Source organism: Nocardioides sp. P5_C9_2, assembly GCF_054049555.1.
In genome coordinates, this window is the sequence record NZ_JBFUMD010000029.1 from 1 (window position 1) to 15,268 (window position 15,268).

A 15,268-nucleotide genomic window follows, 5' to 3' on the forward strand; every position below is an offset into this window, starting at 1 on the left:
ATCCAGCACCCGGTCGGGACGCCGCTCGCGGAGCTCGGCGAGGGCCGCCTGCTCCAGCGCCTCGGCGACCGCGTAGCGCGGGGCGTCGAGCTCCTTGGCGGTGCGACGCAGGACCCGGGCGCGCGGGTCCTCGGCGCGGTAGACCCGGTGCCCGAAGCCCATCAGCCGCTCGCCGTTGTCGAGCAGCTCCTTGACGTACGCCGCCGCGTCGCCGTCGCGGCGCTCGACCTCCTCGATCATGCCCAGCACGCGCGAGGGGGCACCACCGTGCAACGGCCCGCTCATCGCACCGATCGCACCGGAGAAGGCGGCGGCCACGTCGGCACCGGTCGAGGTGATCACCCGGGCGGTGAAGGTCGAGGCGTTCATGCCGTGCTCGGCGGCCGAGGACCAGTAGGCGTCGATCGCCTTGACGTGCTTGGGGTCGGCCTCGCCCTTCCAGCGGATCAGGAACTTCTCGGCCAGGGTGCCGCCCCGGTCGACCTCCTTCTGCGAGACCACCGGCAGGTGCAGTCCGCGCGCGGACTGTGCGGCGTACGACAGGACCATCACGGCGACACGGGCGAGGTCCTCGCGGGCCTGCTCGTCGCTGATGTCGTAGGTCTGGCCGAAGCCGAAGGCCGGCGCGAGCATCGCGACCGCGGCCTGCACGTCGACGCGGACGTCGCCGGTGTGGACCGGCAGGTTGTAGGGCTCGGCGGCGGGCAGGCCGGGCGTGTAGGAGCCGTCGATGAGCAGGCCCCAGATGTTCTCGAACGGGACCCGGCCGACGATCTCCTCGATGTCCACGCCGCGGTACCGCAGCGCGGAGCCCTCCTTGTCGGGCTCGGCGATCTCGGTCTCGAACGCGACGACTCCCTCGAGTCCGTGGTGCACCTGCGTCATGGGTGTGCGCTCCTCTGGGGCCGTCGTGCCTGGCGGGATGGCCCGCGGAGGCGGGCGACTCATTGTGCACCTGGCCCACCCCCACGTCGCCACCGCGCGCCCGACGGCCTGCGGGCTAGGGTCGGGAGTCATGGACCCCGCCGTCGACCGTCCCGTCGATCTGGCCTCCCTCCGGGAGGAGTACTCCCGCGGTGGGCTCGATCTCCCCGACCTCGAGCCGGACCCGGTGGGCATGTTCTCCCGGTGGCTGCAGGAGGCGGTCGCGGCCGGCCTCCACGAGCCCAACGCGATGGTGGTGGCCACCGCCACCCCGGACGGGGCCCCCTCGTCACGGATGGTGCTCCTCAAGGGTCTGGACGCGGACGGCTTCGTGTTCTTCACCAACCAGGCCTCCCGCAAGGGCGACGAGCTGGCCGCCAACCCGCGCTGTGCGCTGCTCTTCCCCTGGCACCCGGTCGAGCGCCAGGTCCGGGTCGAGGGCACGGCGACCCCGCTGCCGCGTGAGGAGGTGGCGGCGTACTTCCACTCCCGTCCGCGGGGCGCCCAGCTCGGTGCCTGGGCGTCGCAGCAGTCGACGGTGGTGGCGAGCCGGGCCGTGCTGGCGGAGGCCTTCGCCCGGATGCAGGAGCGGTTCCCGGGCGCGGTCGACCTGCCCGACCACTGGGGCGGCTACCGGGTGCGACCCGAGGTGGTGGAGTTCTGGCAGGGCCGGACCAGTCGCATGCACGACCGGCTCGTCTACCGCCGCGGCGTCGGCGACGCGGACCGCTCCTGGCACGTCGAACGTCTGGCGCCCTGACCGGATCCGCTTGTGAGTGAGTGCTCACTCACCTAGGGTGGCCCGGTGACTCCTCGCGCCACCGCCATGTCCGCCGACGACCGCCGCAGTGCGCTCGTCGACGTGACCCTGCCCCTGCTCCACGAGCACGGCCGKGCGGTGACCACCCGTCAGATCGCCGAGGCGGCCGGGGTGGCGGAGGGCACGATCTTCCGCGTCTTCGAGTCCAAGGACGACCTCGTCCAGGCGACCCTGGACCACGCCTTCGACATGGAGCCGTTCCTCGAGGACCTGCGCCGCGTCGATCCCGACCAGCCGCTGCGGGACCTCGTCTGCGACCTGGTCACGCTGCTCCAGATCCGGTTCCGGGGGATCTTCACGCTGATGACCGCCATCGGGATGATCGGGCCGCCGGCCGGTCGCACCCACATGAAGCACACCCGCGAGGAGGTCGCCCAGATCATGGCCGACCTGCTCGCCCCGCACGCCGACGAGCTCCGCGTCCCGGTGGCGCACCTCGTGCACGTCACCCGGCTGCTGACCTTCTCCGGCAGCCATCCCCACCTCTCCGACGGCCGGATCCTGTCCGCCGACGAGATCGTCACCACCGTCCTCGACGGTCTGCTCGCAAAGGTCGACTGATGCTCCTCCGGCTCATCCGCACGCACCTCGCGCCGTACAAGCGCCCCATCGCCGCGATCGTCGCGCTCCAGTTCGTGGGCACCCTGGCGATGCTCTACCTGCCCAGCCTCAACGCCCAGATCATCGACAACGGGGTCGTGCTCGGCGACACGGGCTACATCGTCCAGCGGGGGGCGGTGATGCTCGCCGTCTCGATCGCCCAGGCCCTGTGCTCGATCGCGGCCGTGTGGTTCGCCGCGCGCACCGCGATGTCCTTCGGGCGCGACCTACGCGCCGCGATCTTCTCCCGGGTCGGCACCTTCTCGGCCCGCGAGGTGCAGCACTTCGGCGCCCCCTCGCTCATCACCCGCGAGACCAACGACGTCCAGCAGGTGCAGATGCTGGTCCTGATGGGGTTCACGATGTTCGTCTCCGCGCCGATCATGATGGTCGGCGCCGTCGTGATGGCCATGCGCGAGGATGTCGGGCTCTCGTGGCTCATCGTGGTCGTGGTCCCGGTCCTGGCGGTCTCGGTCGGGCTGATCGTGCGCCAGATGGTGCCCAGCTTCCGGTTGATGCAGGTGCGTATCGACGAGGTCAACCGCGTGCTGCGCGAGCAGGTGACCGGCGTCCGGGTGGTGCGGGCGTTCGTCCGCGAGGAGCACGAGGCCCGCCGCTTCGCCGAGGCCAACGACCAGCTCACCGTGGTCGCCGTACGGGCCGGCCGCTGGCAGGCCGGGCTGTTCCCGGTCGTCATGCTGGTCGCCAACGTCGCCTCCGTCGCGGTGCTGTGGTTCGGCGGGCACCGGGTCGAGTCGGGGGCCATGGAGGTGGGGGCGCTGACGGCGTACCTCACCTACCTCATGCAGATCATCATGAGCGTGATGATGGGGACCTTCATGATGATGATGATCCCGCGGGCCGCCGTGTGCGCCGACCGGATCGTCGAGGTGCTCGACACCGAGAGCAGCGTGGTCAGTCCCGCCCACCCGGTCACCGAGGTGACCGAGCGCGGCACCCTCGTCCTCGACGGCGTCACCTTCGCCTACCCCGGTGCCGAGGAGCCCGTGCTCCGGGGCGTCGACCTGCGGGCCCGACCCGGGCAGACGATCGCCATCGTCGGATCGACGGGTGCCGGCAAGTCCACCCTCGTCAACCTGGTGCCACGCCTCTTCGACGTCACCTCCGGGACGGTGTACGTCGACGGGGTCGACGTCCGCGACCTGGCCCCCGAGGTGCTCTGGGCGAGGTTGGGCCTGGTCCCGCAGAAGGCCTTCCTCTTCTCCGGCACCATCGCCGACAACCTGCGCTACGGCAAGGCCGACGCGACCGAGGAGGAGATGTGGCACGCGCTCGAGATCGCCCAGGCACGCGACTTCGTGGTCGCGATGCCGGACGGGCTCGAGTCGACCGTGTCGCAGGGCGGGAGCAACTTCTCCGGGGGGCAGCGACAACGGCTGGCGATCGCCCGGGCGGTGATCCGCCGGCCCGAGATCTACCTGTTCGACGACTCCTTCTCCGCCCTGGACCTGACCACCGACGCGCGGCTGCGGGCCGCGCTGGTGCCGGTCACGCGTGAGAGCACGGTCGTCATCGTCGCCCAGCGGGTCTCCACGATCCGCGACGCGGACGTCATCCTCGTCCTGGAGGACGGCGAGGTCGTGGGGCGAGGCACCCACGACGAGCTCCTCGCGACGTGTGGCACCTACCTCGAGATCGTCCAGTCCCAGCTCACGGTGGGAGAGGTCGCATGAGCGACACCACGAAGCAGGCGCCCGCCACGCTCAAGCAGACCGAGCGCATCGAGGCCGGTCCCGGCGGCCCGGGCCGCGGCCCGATGGGCGGGGGCATGGTCGGGCAGAAGGCGAGCGCGTTCGGTCCGTCGGCCCGACGGATGGTCGCCCGGATGGCGCCGTACCGTGCCAAGACGCTGGCCGTCATCGCCCTCACCGTCGTCAGCGTGCTGGCCACCGCGTTCGGTCCCCGGGTGCTGGGTCGGGCCACGGACCTGATCTTCTCCGGGTTGATCGGCGGCCAGCTGCCCGACGGGTTGACCAAGGACCAGGCCGTCGCGCTGCTCCGGGAGCGTGGCGACGACCAGGTCGCCGACATGGTCAGCGGCATGGACGTCGTCCCCGGCCAGGGTGTCGACTTCACGGCCGTGGGGCACGTGCTCCTGCTCGTGCTGGCGATCTACATCGGGGCCGCCGCGCTCGGCTGGCTTGCCGGGTGGATCCTCAACGACGTGGTCCAGGGCACGGTGCGCCGGATGCGCTCCGACGTGGAGGACAAGGTGCACCGCCTCCCGCTGGCCTACATCGACCGGCAGCCGCGCGGCGAGCTGCTGAGCCGGGTCTCCAACGACATCGACAACGTCAGCACGACCCTCCAGCAGACGCTCAGCCAGCTGCTCACCTCGGTCCTGACCGTGGTCGCGGTGCTCGGGATGATGTTCTGGATCTCGCCCGTGCTCGCCATGGTGGCCCTGGTGTCGGTGCCGGTCTCGATGGTGGTGGCCGGGGCGGTGATGAAGCGCTCGCAGGGGTTGTTCGTCCAGCAGTGGCGGCGGACCGGGACGCTCAACGGCCACATCGAGGAGACCTTCTCCGGGCACGCGCTGGTCAAGGTGTTCGGCCGCCAGGGTGAGGCCGAGCGGGTGTTCGCCGAGGAGAACGACGAGCTGTTGAAGGCGTCGTTCGGGGCCCAGTTCGTGAGCGGCCTGATCATGCCGATCATGATGTTCGTCGGCAACCTCAACTACGTGGTCATCGCGGTCCTCGGTGGACTCCGGGTCGCCAGCGGCACCATGTCGCTGGGCGACGTGCAGGCCTTCATCCAGTACTCCCGCCAGTTCACCCAGCCCCTCACCCAGGTCGCCTCGATGGTCAACCTGCTGCAGTCGGGCGTGGCGTCCGCCGAGCGCGTCTTCGAGCTGCTCGACGCCGAGGAGCAGGAGCCCGACCGGGACGGCGCCCCGGCCACCGAGCGGCACGGCGAGGTGCGCTTCGAGGACGTCTCCTTCTCCTACGACCCCGAGCGGCCGCTCCTCCAGGGGCTCTCCCTCGTCGCCCGGCCGGGCCAGACGGTCGCCATCGTCGGCCCGACCGGCGCCGGCAAGACCACCCTGGTCAACCTGGTCGAGCGCTTCTACGAGGTCTCGGGCGGCCGGATCACCCTCGACGGCGTCGACATCACCTCGATGCCGCGCAGCGCCTTGCGCGGCCAGATCGGGATGGTCCTCCAGGACACCTGGCTGTTCGCCGGGACCATCCGGGACAACATCGCCTACGGCCGACCCGACGCGACCGAGGCGGAGATCCACCAGGCCGCCGAGGCGACGTTCGTGGACCGCTTCGTGCACTCGCTGCCCGACGGCTACGACACGCTCATCGACGAGGACGGCTCCAACCTGTCCGCGGGGGAGCGGCAGCTGGTGACGATCGCGCGGGCCTTCCTCGCAGCACCGGACCTGCTGATCCTCGACGAGGCGACCTCGTCGGTCGACACCCGCACCGAGCTGCTGCTCCAGCACGCGATGGCCGCGCTGCGCAGCGACCGGACGTCGTTCGTGATCGCCCACCGGCTCTCCACCATCCGCGATGCGGACCTGATCCTGGTGATGCGCGACGGCGACATCGTCGAGCAGGGGAGCCACGACGAGCTGCTCTCCCGCGACGGGGCGTACGCCGCGCTCTACCGCTCGCAGTTCGAGGCCGCCTGAGCCAGGCCGAGAAAACCTCTTGGCCCGCGGTCGTTCGCGACCTACGGTGGTGTCACACGGAAAGGAGGTGGTCCGAAGAATGAAGTCTTTTCGGATGAGTGAGGTGGCTGCCCGCTAGGCAGCACCAGCCCTAGTCGCCGACGAGCTGCCGGCGAATCCACTGCAGCCACCCGACCCGCAGGCCCCCGGACGTCATCCCCCGGGGCCCCTCCCGGTGGAGACACCACGAGGGGCAGCAGGCCTGCGGGTCGCTGCACGTCCGGGGCCGGGTGGCAAGGAGGCGGCAACCGCCGTCCGTCGTACGGGTGAGGGTGTGGCCCGCATCACCGCGCTCGCGATGAGGCAGGAGGGCAGAAGCGGAATATAGTTGCCTCTGGCAACCTTCTAGTCTTCATGAATCGAGCTCCCGTGTCCCACCCCGAGTCAGCCACCGCGCCCGCGCCGGTGGAGCGGTCCGGCCAGATGACGCATCGTGAGGTGCTGGAGGCGCTCAGTGGCCTCCTGCTCGCGATGTTCGTCGCGATGCTGTCCAGCACCATCGTCTCCAACGCGCTGCCCACGATCGTCAGTGACCTCCACGGCAGCCAGACGGGCTACACCTGGATCGTCGTCGCCACCATGCTCGCGATGACCGCGACCACCCCGATCTGGGGCAAGCTGGCCGACCTGTTCGACAAGAAGGTGCTGGTCCAGTCGGCCCTGGTGATCTTCTCGATCGGCTCGCTCATCGCCGGCTTCGCGCCCTCGATGGAGGTCCTCATCGGCGCTCGCGTCGTCCAGGGCCTCGGCGTCGGCGGCCTCACCGCCCTGGTGCAGGTCGTCATCGCCTCATTGGTCCCCCCGCGTGAGCGCGGTCGCTACTCCGGCTACATCGGCGCCGTCTTCGCTGTCGCGACGGTCAGCGGTCCGCTCGTCGGCGGTGTGCTGGTCGACACCGTCGGCTGGGAGTGGTGCTTCTTCGCCGGCCTGCCGGTGGCCCTCCTTGCCTTCGTGGTGCTGCAGAAGACGCTGCGCCTGCCCGTCGTCAAGCGTGAGGTGTCCATCGACTACCTCGGGGCGATCCTGCTCGTCGGCGGTGTCTCCCTGCTGCTCGTGTGGGTCTCCCTGGGCGGTCAGCAGTTCGACTGGATCTCCACCACCAGCAGCCTCCTGCTCGCCGGCTCGCTGCTCGTCGTCGCCGCGGCCATCTATGTCGAGGCCAGGGTCGCCACGGACCCGGTGGTCCCGCTGCGGCTGTTCAAGGACCGCACCCTGACACTGGCCACCATCGCCTCGGTGCTGATCGGGGTCGCCATGTTCGGGTCCACCGTCTACCTGAGCCTCTACTTCCAGCGCGCCAAGGACATGAGCCCGACCGAGGCCGGCCTGATGTCGGTCTGCATGGTCGGCGGGCTGCTGGTCTCCAGCATCCTGAGCGGCCGCACCATCACCCGGACCGGCGTGTGGAAGCGCTGGCTGGTCGGCGGGATGGTCCTGGTCATCGCCGGCATCGGCCTGCTCTCCACCATCGATGCCGACACCCCGCTGACCCACACGGGTCTCTTCATGGCCGTCCTGGGCCTGGGCCTGGGCGCCACCATGCAGAACCTGGTCCTGGCCGTGCAGAACACCACCGCGCTGGCCGACATGGGTGCCGCCTCCTCGGTGGTGGCGTTCTTCCGCTCGCTGGGTGGCTCCGCGGGGATCGCGGTGCTCGGTGCGGTGCTGGCGCACCAGGTAGCCGACGCGGTGGCGGCCGGGATCGCGCCGATCCTGCGGGCCAACCCCGAGCTGGCTCAGCGGTTCGGCAACTCGGAGGGAGGCGTTCCCGACCTGTCGACGCTGCCCGAGCCGATCCGCCTCATCGTCGAGAGCGCCTACGGCGACGCGACCGGCCACATCTTCCTGGTGGCCCTGCCCTTCGCGATCGGTGCGCTGGTGGCGGTGCTGCTCATCAAGGAGGTGCCGCTGCGCACCACCCTGGATGCCGAGGTCGCAGTCGCCCCCGAGGCTGTCGCGGCGCTCGATCGATGACCGACCGCATCCGCACCCTGCACGCCCTCGAGCAGGAGGTCGGGATCCTGATGCGACGGGTACGGCGCGCGCTCACCGAGCGCGCCGCGCTCGTCCACCCGTCCCTGCAGCCCTCGTCGTACGTCGTGCTGGCCCACCTGATCGAGGCCGGACCGCGCCGCTCGGCCGACATCGCGGAGAAGTTCGACCTGGACAAGGGCGCGGTGTCCCGACAGGTGCAGCACCTCGTCGAGCTGGGCCTGGTCGAGCGCACTCCGGACCCGGCCGACGGGCGGGCCACCATCCTCACGGCCACCACTGAGGCCAAGGAGCGGGTCGACGCCGTCAGCCGGCGCCGGATCGTCGAGCTCGACGCCCGGTTGGCGGAGTGGAGCTCGGAGGACCTCGAGGAGCTGGTCCGCCGTTTCGCCCGCTACAACGAGACGCTCGGCCAACCCTGATCCGCGGACGAAGAACGGCCCGCCCCCTCGCAGGGGCGGGCCGTTCGTCGTGGGGGGTGGAGGGGACTCAGCCCAGCCACACGCAGGTGTCGCCCGGCAGCACGTCGGTGACGGGACCGCTGCTGGCCAGCACCCGGCCCTCGGGGAGGGGGACGTCGGCGCTGCCGCAGTTGAGCAGGACGCGCAGGCCGCCGCGGTGCAGCTCCAGCACGTCGCCGCTCGCCTCGATGAAGGTGACCTCGTCACCAGCCGGCAGGGCGTGGGCCCGCCGGGCCGCCAGGGCCGCGCGGTAGAACTCGAGCGTCGAGCCTCCGACGCCGGTCTGCGCCTCGACGGTGAGGCCCTTGAACTCGGCAGGCTGCGGGATCCACGGCTGGGCGTCGCCCGGGCCGAAGCCGAAGGGGGCCGAGTCGCCACCCCACGGGATCGGCACCCGGCAGCCGTCGCGGCCGACCTCGCCGGTGCGGAACCACGACGGGTCCTGCCGGTCCTCGGGAGCGACGTCGACCTGCTCGAGGCCGAGCTCCTCGCCCTGGTAGAGGTAGGAGGAGCCGGGCAGCGCGAGCATCGCCAGGGTGGCCGCGCGGGCCCGGGTCAGGCCCTGCTCCCCGCCGCCGTAGCGGGTGACGTGGCGTACGACGTCGTGGTTGCTCAGCACCCAGGTCGGCGAGGCGCCGACGGGGGCGACGGCCGCGAGGGTGTCGACGACGACCTCGCGGAAGGACTCCGCGGACCAGTCGGCGAGCAGCCACGCGAAGTTGAAGGCCTGGTCGAGCTCGTCGGGACGCACGAAGGCGGCCATCGACTCGGGGGTCTGCGTCCAGGCCTCGGCCACGGCCATCCGGTCCGCGCCGACGCTGTCGAGGATGTCGTGCCACCGGCGGTAGACGTCGTGCACCTCGGGCTGGTCCCACATCGGCTCGTCCTTGAGCTCGCGGGAGACCATCGAGGAGTCGGAGTTGACCGCACCGGAGGTGGGCCGCTCGCCCTGCGCGACGACCTGGTCCCGCAGCGATTCCTCCTTGTAGAGACCGTGGGCGACGTCGACGCGGAAGCCGTCGACGCCCTTGTCGAGCCAGAAGCGGAGGACCCCCTCGAACATGTCGCCGATCTCGGGGTTGCGCCAGTCGAGGTCGGGCTGGGTGGAGTCGAAGAGGTGGAGGTACCACTGACCGTCCGCGACGCGCGTCCAGGCCGGACCGCCGAAGACGGACTCCCAGTTGTTGGGCGGCAGGCTGCCGTCGGGGCCGGAGCCCTCGCGGAACAGGTAGCGCGCCCGCTCCGGGCTGCCGGGAGCCGCGGCCAGTGCCGCGCGGAACCACGCGTGCTCGTCGGAGGTGTGGTTGGGCACCAGGTCGACGATCACGCGCAGGTCGAGCTCGTGGGCCCGGGCGACCAGGGTGTCGGCGTCGGCGAGCGAGCCGAACAGCGGGTCGACGTCGGTGTAGTCGGCGACGTCGTACCCGTGGTCGTGCTGGGGCGAGGTGTAGAACGGCGTGATCCACAGGGCGTCCACGCCGAGGTCCCGGAGGTAGGGCAGGCGCGAGGTGATGCCCGGCAGGTCGCCGATGCCGTCGCCGTCACTGTCGGCGAAGCTGCGCACGTAGACCTGGTAGACGAYGGCGTCGCGCCACCACAGGGGGCCGTCCTGGATTGGATCGTTAAAATCAGCCATACGACCTATTCTGGCGAGCCGCCGGGGGTGGGGTCAATCCGAGGGCCGTCGCCCGCCGAAGAGTGCGGGGTCCACGGCGATCCAGATGTGCTCCGCCGTCGCCACCACCCGGCCGTCGGCATCGTGCAGCGTGGACGCGGTGAAGGTCTTGCGACCCTCCTGTCCGCGCTTGGCCCCGACGACCACGTGCTCCTCGCCGATGACCGGCAACGTGTCGATGCGGGCGGTCATCCGCCCCAGCACCATCAGCCGCTCGGTCAGGTCGCCCGCCCAGCCGCCGATGCAGTCGAGCGCGGCCCACGTGGCGGCCACCGAGGCCCGGGGAGCCGCGTCGGCGTAGGTGTGGAAGTCCTCCCCGACGCTGGGGTGCGGCGTCCACGTCGTGGCGACCCGCTGGTCCTCGTGCCCGGCGGGGACGGCCCCGGGGAAGATCCGCAGCCCGTCGCCCTCCTCGCGGCCGGTGCCGCAGGCGAAGCACGTCGGGAACGGGTGGAACGCGTGCCCCGGGTACGCCGACCCCGCCGCGCGCGCCACGTCGGGCTCGACGCCCTCGACCGTGGTCAGGGTGGACTCGGGGGCGCACCGGGCGGTGGCGATCACCGCGCCGCCGAAGCTCGCGGTCGACGTGTCGTCGTCCCCGGCCGTGACGCTCATCGGGGCGTCCAGCGGCGGCGGCTGCCGCAGCGACACCTCGATCGGCGGCCACCGGTCGACGTGGTCGCCGGGCTCGCACGCCAGGGTGGTGGCGAGGGCGCCGGCAGTCCAGCCGCCGTTGCCGGAGTCGGGCGGTCCGCAGAAGCGCCGGGGGACGATCAGCTCGGTCACCGTGCTCACTGTGCCATCTCGGGGCCGGGCCCGGCCATGGGACACAATGACGGCGTGAGCGACCTGATCGACACCACCGAGATGTACCTCCGCACGATCTTCGAGCTCGTGGAGGAGGGCATCGTCCCGCTGCGCGCCCGGATCGCCGAGCGGCTCCACCAGAGCGGGCCGACGGTCTCCCAGACGGTCGCCCGGATGGAGCGCGACGGCCTGCTCACCGTGGAGGGTGACCGCCACCTGCAGCTGACCGAGGAGGGCCTGCGCCTCGCGACCCGGGTGATGCGCAAGCACCGCCTCGCCGAGCGCCTGCTGACCGACGTCATCGGCCTCGACTGGGAGCTCGTGCACGCCGAGGCCTGCCGCTGGGAGCACGTGATGTCCGAGACCGTCGAGCGTCGCCTCGTCGAGCTGCTCGACCACCCCACCGAGTCGCCGTACGGCAACCCGATCCCGGGCCTCGACGAGCTCGGGGAGAGCGCGCTGGGGGAGGGCTTCATGGAGGGCGTCGAGCCGCTGTCCGCGGTCGCCGGCCCGGAGGATGCGCGCGTGCTGGTGCGCCGGATCTCGGAGGAGATGCAGAAGGACGAGGAGCTGATGAGCACCCTGCGCCGCGTGGGCGCCGTGCCCGACAAGACCGTCGTCGTCGTGGCCACCGCCGAGGGCATCCTGGTCGGCTCCGGCGGCGAGACCGCCGAGGTCGTGCTCGAGGCGGCCGACCACATCTTCGTCCGCCGCCTCTGAGGCGTCCTGGCGCCCGCCGCCCCTGACGTCCGGCCGGGTCAGCCCCGGCGGTCGGCCAGGGCGGTGAGGAACTCGCTGCACCCGAGGCCGAGCGTGTACGTCGCGTGCTCGTCGCCGCGGGTCGTGCCCCGGTTGACGATCACGACGGACGTGCCCGCGCGGGCGGCGCGCTTGACGAAGCGGAGCCCGCTCATCACGGTCAGCGACGAGCCGGCCACGAGCACCGCCCCCTCCGGGCCGAGGGCGTCCACGGCGGCGTAGCACCGGGCGACGCGGTCGGCGGGGACGTTCTCGCCGAAGAAGACCACGTGCGGCTTGAGCGGGCCGCCGCAGTCGTCGCAGCCGGGCACCACGAAGCCCCCGGTCTCCTCGAGCTCCACGTCGCCGTCGGGTCGCATGGCCGCCGCGGCGTGCTCGGCCAGCCAGCCGGCGTTGAGCTCGGCCAGCCTCTCCTGCAGCGCCGTACGTGGGGTGACCTCGCGACAACCGAGGCACACCACCTCGGACACCCGCCCGTGCAGGGCCACGACGTGGCGCGAGCCGGCCGCCTCGTGGAGGCCGTCGACGTTCTGGGTGATGAGCAGCCCGGGGTCGAGGCGGGCCATCGCCCGGTGCCCGGCGTTGGGCTCGGCGTGCCCCATCCGGGCCCACCCGAGGTGGCTGCGCGCCCAGTAGCGCTGCTGGGGGCTCGGTCCGGCGACGAACTCCTGGTAGGTCATCGGCATCCGCACCGGCGCGCCGGGCCCGCGGTAGTCGGGGATCCCGGAGTCCGTGGACATCCCGGCGCCGGTCAGCGCCACCAGCGGGCGCTCGGCGAGGAAGTCGAGCACCTCCTCGAGGGCGGCTGCGCCGGTACTGGATTCGAGGTGGCTGGATCCGAGGGGATTGGATTCGACGGGGTTGGATTCGACCGGGAGGTCGGTGCGCAGGCTCACGCGTAGCGCGCCTGGGCCCGCGCTCGCGCCTTGGTGGCCTCGACCTCGCGGTCCTTGGGCGGYGCCGTCGTCACCAGGTCGTCCAGCAGGTGCTGGGTGATGTGGGCGATCTCGCGCACCGCGGCGTGGAAGGCCGCCTCGTTGGCCTGCGACGGCTTGGTGGTGCCGGCCACCTTGCGGACGTACTGCAGGGCGGCGGCCGTGACCTCGTCGCGCGTGGCGGGCGGCTCGAAGTTGTTGAGGGGGCGGATGTTGCGGCACATGCCGTCCAGAGTAGGCGGCTCCCCCCGGGTTGAGGAGGGGGTCACAGGCCGAGGAACGAGATCCCGTCGCCGGCCACCAGCAGGACCCGGCCGTCGGCGAGCGGGACGAGGCGCGCGTCGGCAAGGCCGTCGCCGGCTCCGGACTCGTCCCCGGACAATGATCGCGCCGGCACCTCGATCATCTCGTTGCGGATCCGGTCCGCGCCGAGGCGCAGCACCGACACCCAGGCGGGCCCGCCCGACCATCCCCGGGAGATGACGGTGAGGGCGATCCGCTGGTCCGGGAGCCAGGTGAACTGCCGCGGGTCCGCGCCGGCGCCAGCCACCGTGAAGGACGGGTAGGTGACCGCGTCGAGGMGCTCGGGAGCGGTCAGGTCGGTGACGTCGAAGAGGGCGGCCTGCGCACCGCGGACCATCCCGTCGGCCGAGGCGTCCTGGCCGATGCCGAGCAGTCGCCGACCGCCGAGCGGGTGCAGGTACTCGCTGTAGCCGGGGACCTTGAGCTCGCCCATGAGTCGCGGCGCGGCAGCCTCGGTGAGGTCCACGGCGTACAACGGGTCGACCTGGCGGAAGGTCACCACGATCGCGAGGTCGTCGAACCAGCGGACGGACTTGATGTCCTCGCCGACCCCGAGGCCGTCCACCCGGCCCGTCTCGGTGAGCCGGCTGCCGTCCTCGCGCAGCGTGATGACGGAGCTGGAGGGACGCGCGCCGGAGGTGCCGTTCGGCGAGGACGTGCCCACCGCCACCCGCAGCGTGCCGTCGGCGAAGTCCATGGCCCAGCGGTCGTGGACCGTCCCGTCCACCTCACCGCCGGCGACGAAGGTCGTGGCCGCGCCGTCGAGGGCGAAGGCGTACAGGTCGGTGGTGCCGTCGCCGAAGCCGCCGCCACTGGGGACGGGGGCGCAACGGTCGATGCAGTCGATCATCGCGCCCCACCAGCCGCCCGTCCCCCCGGTCGCCAGGTAGAAGCGGTCCTGCGAGAAGTACGACGTGGCGACGTCGCTGGCCACGGCCGTGGCGACCGGTGCGGTGAGCGGGTCCGGGTCGGTGGGCCGGAGGCCGACCACCGTCGTGGTGCCGAGTGCCGCGTCGTCGTCGGTCGGGACGGCGACGTCCGCGCAGTCGACGACCGACTCGCCACCGGCTGTGGGCAACCAGTCCGCGAGCGTGGAGTCCCGCACGACCTGGCGGTTGTGGTCGAGGGCCCCGCGCTGGTCCTGGCCCGGCTCGGGCTGCACGAAGTCGAGCGCCGGCCGGTAGCTGCGCAGGACGAGGCGTACGACGCCGTCGCCGGCGCCGACGTGCAGGCGCGCGGCCGAGAGCTCCGCGTCGTAGTCGAGGGTGTCGAGCACCTGAGGGGCGCCGGGGTCGCTGATGTCCAGCACCATGACGCGAGTGCTCGGCTGCGCGTCGTAGGGGCCGCCGTCGTGCGGGCCGCCGTCGTACGCGCCGCCGTCGTACGCGCCGCCGTCGTACGCGCCGCCGAGGGCGACGACGCGGTCCCCGGACACCAGGAGCTCGCCGTCGCGCAGGCCGGTGAGGGTGAGCGAGGAGAGCAGGCGTGGCTCGGTGCCGGCGACGTCGTGGATCGTGAGCACCTCACCTCGGATGCGGAGCAGGAGCTCGCCGGCGACCTTGACCACGTCGGGCTCGTCGACACCGGCCTCCTGGACGTTGGTGCCGGACTCGGTGCTGCTCGCACCTGTGGTCGTGGGGAGGGTCGCCGGTGCACCGGCCGCGCTCTCGGAGCGGGCGCTGCCCATCGCGTCGAACATGACGATCGGGCCCGAGTCCCAGCCGTAGGGGCCGACCTGGGCGACACCGCGCGCGACGTACTGCGCGAGCAGGTCCTCGCACGACGTGGCCGGTCGCAGGCTCGCGGCCGCGAGGCGGAGGTCGGAGGTGGGGCGGGGGGTGAGGTYGGTCCCGGGGCGCCCGGTGCCCGCCACCGCCAGGGTCGCCAGGACGGTGCCGGCGACCAGGGTCACCAACCCGAGCACGACCGAGATCCACTTCGTCATGTCCGTCAGACGCCGCCCCGGACGCCGGGGTTCCGGGACCTGTTTGGATGGCGGCATGACTGATGCGCGCACCGGCGGCCGTGACTTCGACATCGTGCTCTTCGGCGCGACCGGCTTCACCGGCCGCCTGACCGCCGAGTACCTCGCGAGGCACGCTCCCGGCGACCTGCGCTGGGCGCTCGCCGGGCGCAACCGCGACAAGCTCGAGGAGCTCCGGGCCCACCTGGTCACCCTCGCACCCGAGCTCGGGGAGCTCGAGCTGCTGCACGCGGACGCGACCGACCCGACCAGCCTCGCCGACGTCGCGACGCGTGCCCGCGTCGTCATCACCACGGTCGGTCCGTACC

Annotated in this window: 14 protein-coding genes; 8 read left to right on the forward strand and 6 right to left on the reverse strand. The window is 72.0% G+C overall.

Annotated elements, in window-relative coordinates:
- A partial coding sequence (locus ACXJKL_RS02890; protein WP_457205545.1) for a citrate synthase 2 occupies positions 1-885 on the reverse strand: 885 nt, incomplete at its 3' end.
- 130 nt (positions 886-1,015) lie between these two features.
- Between ACXJKL_RS02890 and pdxH the strand changes: the two genes are divergently transcribed.
- The 6 genes from pdxH to ACXJKL_RS02920 all read left to right on the forward strand — a co-directional run bounded on the left by pdxH (position 1,016) and on the right by ACXJKL_RS02920 (position 8,458).
- Positions 1,016-1,684 (forward strand): pyridoxamine 5'-phosphate oxidase, encoded by a 669-nt coding sequence (gene pdxH, locus ACXJKL_RS02895; RefSeq protein WP_457205546.1) that lies wholly within the window; start codon positions 1,016-1,018, stop codon positions 1,682-1,684.
- 45 nt (positions 1,685-1,729) lie between these two features.
- Positions 1,730-2,305, forward strand: a complete 576-nt coding sequence (locus ACXJKL_RS02900) for a TetR/AcrR family transcriptional regulator (protein ID WP_457205547.1) — start codon at positions 1,730-1,732, stop codon at positions 2,303-2,305.
- Complete coding sequence (locus ACXJKL_RS02905; RefSeq protein WP_457205548.1) at positions 2,305-4,038, forward strand: ABC transporter ATP-binding protein; 1,734 nt, start codon at positions 2,305-2,307, stop codon at positions 4,036-4,038. Before ACXJKL_RS02900 ends, ACXJKL_RS02905 begins: the two co-directional genes overlap by 1 nt.
- A complete protein-coding gene (locus ACXJKL_RS02910) occupies positions 4,035-6,005 on the forward strand; it encodes an ABC transporter ATP-binding protein (RefSeq protein WP_457205549.1) in 1,971 nt (656 codons plus the stop codon). The genes ACXJKL_RS02905 and ACXJKL_RS02910 overlap by 4 nt, the downstream gene beginning before the upstream one ends.
- Positions 6,006-6,398: 393 nt before the next feature.
- Complete coding sequence (locus ACXJKL_RS02915; protein ID WP_457205550.1) at positions 6,399-8,018, forward strand: MDR family MFS transporter; 1,620 nt, start codon at positions 6,399-6,401, stop codon at positions 8,016-8,018.
- Positions 8,015-8,458 (forward strand): MarR family winged helix-turn-helix transcriptional regulator, encoded by a 444-nt coding sequence (locus tag ACXJKL_RS02920; RefSeq protein WP_457205551.1) that lies wholly within the window; start codon positions 8,015-8,017, stop codon positions 8,456-8,458. Before ACXJKL_RS02915 ends, ACXJKL_RS02920 begins: the two co-directional genes overlap by 4 nt.
- A 67-nt stretch (positions 8,459-8,525) precedes the next feature.
- On the opposite strand, the gene ACXJKL_RS02925 is transcribed toward ACXJKL_RS02920, so the two are convergent.
- A complete protein-coding gene (locus tag ACXJKL_RS02925) occupies positions 8,526-10,133 on the reverse strand; it encodes a glycoside hydrolase family 13 protein (RefSeq protein ID WP_457205552.1) in 1,608 nt (535 codons plus the stop codon).
- A 33-nt stretch (positions 10,134-10,166) separates the two neighbouring features.
- Entirely contained in the window at positions 10,167-10,958 is a 792-nt protein-coding gene (locus ACXJKL_RS02930) for a hypothetical protein (RefSeq protein WP_457205553.1), read from the reverse strand.
- Positions 10,959-11,012: 54 nt separating this feature from the next.
- On the opposite strand from ACXJKL_RS02930, the gene ACXJKL_RS02935 reads away from it, so the two are divergent.
- The gene (locus ACXJKL_RS02935; protein WP_457205554.1) at positions 11,013-11,699 is read left to right on the forward strand and encodes a metal-dependent transcriptional regulator; all 687 of its coding nucleotides are present in this window, start codon (positions 11,013-11,015) and stop codon (positions 11,697-11,699) included.
- A 38-nt stretch (positions 11,700-11,737) separates the two neighbouring features.
- Here the strand turns inward: ACXJKL_RS02935 and ACXJKL_RS02940 are convergent, their stop codons facing one another.
- From ACXJKL_RS02940 to ACXJKL_RS02950, 3 genes are read right to left on the reverse strand one after another with little or no spacing between them, the layout of a single operon-like run.
- The gene (locus ACXJKL_RS02940) at positions 11,738-12,634 is read right to left on the reverse strand and encodes a Sir2 family NAD-dependent protein deacetylase (RefSeq protein ID WP_457205555.1); all 897 of its coding nucleotides are present in this window, start codon (positions 12,632-12,634) and stop codon (positions 11,738-11,740) included.
- Positions 12,631-12,897 carry a DUF2277 domain-containing protein gene (locus ACXJKL_RS02945; protein WP_457205556.1) on the reverse strand — a complete coding sequence of 89 codons (267 nt, stop codon included), beginning with the start codon at positions 12,895-12,897 and terminating at the stop codon, positions 12,631-12,633. Before ACXJKL_RS02945 ends, ACXJKL_RS02940 begins: the two co-directional genes overlap by 4 nt.
- Positions 12,898-12,938: 41 nt before the next feature.
- Positions 12,939-14,921, reverse strand: a complete 1,983-nt coding sequence (locus tag ACXJKL_RS02950; RefSeq protein ID WP_457205557.1) for a beta-propeller domain-containing protein — start codon at positions 14,919-14,921, stop codon at positions 12,939-12,941.
- 55 nt (positions 14,922-14,976) lie between these two features.
- On the opposite strand from ACXJKL_RS02950, the gene ACXJKL_RS02955 reads away from it, so the two are divergent.
- A partial coding sequence (locus ACXJKL_RS02955; RefSeq protein ID WP_457205558.1) for a saccharopine dehydrogenase NADP-binding domain-containing protein occupies positions 14,977-15,268 on the forward strand: 292 nt, incomplete at its 3' end.